Below are 3,965 nucleotides of genomic sequence, written 5' to 3'. Positions count from 1 at the left end.
TAGGGCTCAGCCGCGCGCCTGGCAATCGGTCGGCGGATCATCGTTGCGCTGCGTCGACCCCGACGCGTCATCGGCCTGGAGGCGCCGGCGGCGCAGCAGCCAATCCCAGACGATCCCGCGCGGTGGGCTTTCGCCATGCAGGACGTAGGTGAGCGCGTGGATATTCTGCAAGGTCCAGCGCATGCTCGAGTGCGCCCCGCTGCGACCGCAGAACAGCAGCTCATCACCCTCACGCAGCCGGTCATCCGGCGCGGGCAGCAAGGTACGACCGGTCTCGCGGCGGCGCAGCAATACGAGGGCGGGCAGCAGACAACCGCGGTCACGGGGATCCCGTAGGAGGTCCTGAATCTTCGGTAGGGGCGCGTCTTCGCCCAGCTGCATGAGCGCATAGGCGTCCTCGGCATCGATGCGCACCTGCCAGACATCCGGCACCTTGTCGTGGACCAGGGCGGTGATCCGCGCAATGAGCTCGCAGGCCCAGGCGTCGTCCTCGAAGCGGGCGTCGTGAACGAAATCGGTCAGCATCGGCGTGCCGAGCAACATGCGGATACGATTCGCAACGATCAGGCTCGGGTGCATCAGGATGTCCGCCTCTACAGCCTCGAACAGCTCCCGGTTGATCAGATTGTTCTCGCGCACGACGGTGAAGAGGCCGGGGTTCAGGGCCTTGGCCGTCATGACAATGCTCAGGTTGTTGGCGTCATTGTCGGTGCCGGCGACGAGGCCCACGGCGCGGTGGATCTCCGCCTGCTCGAGCGTACTGGCCTCGGTTCCCGGGCCGTGCACCAGCGGGCAATCCGGGTTGCCGGTCCGCTCCGGACGCGCCTCCACGACCACCAGCTCGATATTCTGATCCCTGAGATGCTTGTACAGCGCTTTGCCGAAGCGCCCGTATCCGCAGATCACCCAAAGACCATGAGCCGGCGGATAGGCCGGCTCCCGCAGCGCAGCGCCGCGGAGCTCGCCGAGCCAATCGGCGAGCAGCGTCAGGCAAGGCGCCTGCAGGGCGGTCGCGAAGTACAGAGCAAAGGTGTCGAAGGGGTCGTAGATGTGGTCGGTGCCAAAGGAGGCCATGTTGGCCTCGACGTCGTGGGAGTCGGCCCGGCACACCACCGTGGCCCCGGGCTGCATCAGCTTGGCGGCCAGCGCGACCTTAAGGTTGACTTCGTTGTCGGATGTCAGAGCCAGCACGCCCTGGCAGTTCGGCAGCCTGAGCCCCGCGAGCAGCAGGCTGTCGGGCCGACGCACGTCCGCACGCAGGGCGGGCACATATTCACGGAGATTCTCGAGCTTGAGCAGATTCACCCTCTCGGCATTGCTGTCCAGCACCACGGCCCGCTGGCCACGCTCGGTGAGCGCGCGCACCAGGCCGCTGCCGGTCTGCCCGTAACCGCAGATGAGATAAAAGGGATCATGGATGCTGCGCACCCGAGCACGGAAACGCCGCTCCTGCATGGCCCGCTGCAGCGTGTTGTCCTGCAGCAGGGCGATGAGCGAGCCGATGGAGTAGAGCCAGACGATGACCGTCGCGTACACACAGAAGGTCACCCAAATGCGCTGGGCGCCCGTCAGCGCATAGGGGATCTCGCCATAGCCGATGGTGGTGGCCGTATAGCTGATGAAGTAGAAGGCGTCGAAGAAGCTGAGATGTACCGTGTTGCCAGCGTCGTCCCGCCCCGGGATGATCACCAGCCCTGCCATGGCGAGGGCGTAGGTCAGCAAGAGCGCCAGAAGCGGCGCCCGCATGCGCCGGAAGATCAAGAAGACGATGTTGTCCATCGGAGGACCGAGCGGCCGCACGGCGCAGCGCTGGCTCAGCGCCGCAGCATCACTGTCTCGACAATCAGCAGCACCACAGAGACCACGTTCGCAACGACAGCCCCCACCGCGAGCGATACGACGCTCGAGAGTGCGCTCTCGGTAAAACCAGCCGCCGTACCATGTGCGGCAATGGCCCAGACCAACGCACCCGCAACGAGCTGCAGCATGGCCACCAGACTGGTCGCAAGCAGTACCGCCCCCATCTGTGTACGATCACCGAGCTTCAGCACTGTCGCGATGGCATTGACGACGATCACGGCGGCGAATTCCCACACATGATGATGCGCGGGATTGTCTATCTCGCCAAACACGAATCCGACGTTGAGGGTCAGCGCCAGCAGAATGAAGAAACCGAAGACGACCTTTTCCGGATTCACCTGTTCGCTCCAATAAGGGGGCGCCATGAGGCTCGGCGCCAAAGGACCACGGACCACGCACGGCAGTCACCGCTGCGGACAAGATCGCCGGCCGCGGGGCTCAGCCGGCCCATAATCCCCGCAGTGACCGGGTGAATGCAACCATGCTCGCGGCCACGCGACACAGCAGAAGAGAGACGACATCATGAAGCACCGGCAGGCCTCGGGCCGCGCGACTAACCCATTGCCGCCGGCGCTCGCGGCACCACTCGCAGAGCTCAACAGCGCTGAGGCGGGCCGCATCGCCTACTACGCCGACGAGGAGGGCGAGGGTCGCCCTCTGCTCTTGGTGCACAGCATCAACGCTGCGCCCAGCAGCTTCGAGCTCAAACCCCTGTTCGAGCGCTTCCGCGGCGGGCGGCCGGTGTACAGCATCGATCTACCCGGTTTCGGCCAGTCCGAGCGCAGCGATCGCGTCTATTCGCCCGAGCTGTATGCGCAGGCCATCGGCGCCGTGCTGGAACATGTGATCAGGGCGCCCGCGGACCTGCTGGCCCTGTCGCTGAGCGCGGAGTTCGCCGCCCGTGCCGCGCTGGCCGCACCAGGCACCGTCGCCTCCCTAGTGCTGATCTCGCCGACGGGCTTCAGCGCGCGCGGCTTGCCCGGCGCGGGCGTCGGCCGCATCGCGCATCGGGCGCTGACGCTCCCGTTGTGGCGACAGCACCTGTTCGACCTCGTGGCCTCCCGGGCCAGCATCCGCTACTACCTGAACAAATCCTTCGTCGGTCGCGCCCCCGAAGCGCTGGTGGACTATGCCTACGCCACTGCGCATCAGCCGGGTGCGCGCCATGCACCCCTTTATTTCTTGTCAACCCAGCTCTTCACCCGCGATGCCATCGCCACCTTGTACGGTGCGCTGACCGATATGCCGGTCCTCGCCATCGCCGATCGCGATCCCTACGTGACCTTCGAGCGCCTGCCGGAATTCGCGGCGAAGCGGCCAAACTGGCGCTTCGAGACCCTGGCACCGCACCTGGGCCTGCCGCACTGGGAGCGGCCCGAGGCCACCTTCGAGCTGTTGAAAGGCTTCTGGGGCGGCGGCTGATATCAGCCCGAAAGGTCTCATCAACCACGCGGGCGCCGGCGCAACAGGAGTGCAACACCGAAGTACAGGGCACCGCCGATCACGAGCGTGAGCTCGGCGGCGATGAACCAGATCAGGAACAGGAATCCCACCTGCCCCCACTGCAGACCGCCCTCTGCGGCGGCCACTTCCCCAGGGGTCTGATGCAGGAAGGTGATGGCGGTCATGATGCAGGCGATGACCACCGACCAGGCGATGGAGATGGCCAGCAGAGAGGGGGCTTTCACGTGGCTTGGCATAGCGCTCGATTCAGGCGTTGTGGGGGCAGCGCGGCCAATCGTCGTCAGGCCACGTTCTGCGCGGCCGCTTCGCTGTCGCCGCGGGCCGCCGATGGCGCGGCCGCGGCGCCTGGCGCCTCCGCTGACACCAAGGACCAGTGCAGCACCAGGTTCAACATGCGCATCGCCGCATTGATGGAGGCGAAGACCTGGTTCGCGTGCACGCCGCGGGTCTTGAACTCGCTCTGGCGTCTGCCGACGGAGCGGCCCGACCCGTGCCCGTCATCGGCAGCTGCCGGGTAACTGGGGGCCTCACTGCCCGGCGCCGTCGCGGGGCCGGGCGTCATGGGTACGGTACCGGTCGAGCCTCGGAGGACCCAGGTGATGGTGCACTCGGTCAGCGCGTCTGTGCGCCCGCCCTTGGGA

The 3,965-nt window shown here is 66.4% G+C and carries 4 protein-coding genes and 1 pseudogene; 1 reads left to right on the top strand and 4 read right to left on the bottom strand.

All coding sequences use genetic code 11. From position 1 onward, the window contains the following. Window positions 1-6 precede the first annotated feature (6 nt). Together I6U14_RS06510 and I6U14_RS06505 are read right to left on the bottom strand one after the other, a co-directional pair. Window positions 7-1,779: a TrkA family potassium uptake protein gene (locus I6U14_RS06510; protein WP_296897844.1), complete on the bottom strand. Its 1,773-nt coding sequence runs from the start codon at window positions 1,777-1,779 to the stop codon at window positions 7-9. A 35-nt stretch (window positions 1,780-1,814) separates the two neighbouring features. Continuing rightward, window positions 1,815-2,198: a DUF6394 family protein gene (locus tag I6U14_RS06505; RefSeq protein WP_296897842.1), complete on the bottom strand. Its 384-nt coding sequence runs from the start codon at window positions 2,196-2,198 to the stop codon at window positions 1,815-1,817. Between the two features lie 184 nt (window positions 2,199-2,382). Here I6U14_RS06505 and I6U14_RS06500 point away from each other — a divergent pair, with 184 nt between their 5' ends. Further along, complete coding sequence (locus I6U14_RS06500; protein ID WP_296897840.1) at window positions 2,383-3,282, top strand: alpha/beta fold hydrolase; 900 nt, start codon at window positions 2,383-2,385, stop codon at window positions 3,280-3,282. Between the two features lie 20 nt (window positions 3,283-3,302). Here I6U14_RS06500 and I6U14_RS06495 read toward each other — a convergent pair whose 3' ends face one another. Both I6U14_RS06495 and I6U14_RS06490 read right to left on the bottom strand, forming a co-directional pair. Next, a complete protein-coding gene (locus I6U14_RS06495; RefSeq protein WP_296897838.1) occupies window positions 3,303-3,548 on the bottom strand; it encodes a hypothetical protein in 246 nt (81 codons plus the stop codon). Window positions 3,549-3,604: 56 nt separating this feature from the next. Continuing rightward, window positions 3,605-3,965 (bottom strand): annotated as a pseudogene (locus I6U14_RS06490) (hypothetical protein); the annotation flags it as partial.

Source organism: Thiohalocapsa sp., from assembly GCF_019695415.1.
Classification (GTDB): Bacteria; Pseudomonadota; Gammaproteobacteria; order Chromatiales; family Chromatiaceae; genus Thiohalocapsa.
This window is presented reverse-complemented; position numbering and strand designations above follow the sequence as displayed.

Bases quoted from the DNA above. Each gene is read 5' to 3' on its own strand.
- I6U14_RS06500 (WP_296897840.1), top strand. From the start codon at position 2,383: ATGAAGCACCGGCAGGCCTCGGGCCGCGCGACTAACCCATTGCCGCCG.
- I6U14_RS06510 (WP_296897844.1), bottom strand. From the start codon at position 1,779: ATGGACAACATCGTCTTCTTGATCTTCCGGCGCATGCGGGCGCCGCTT.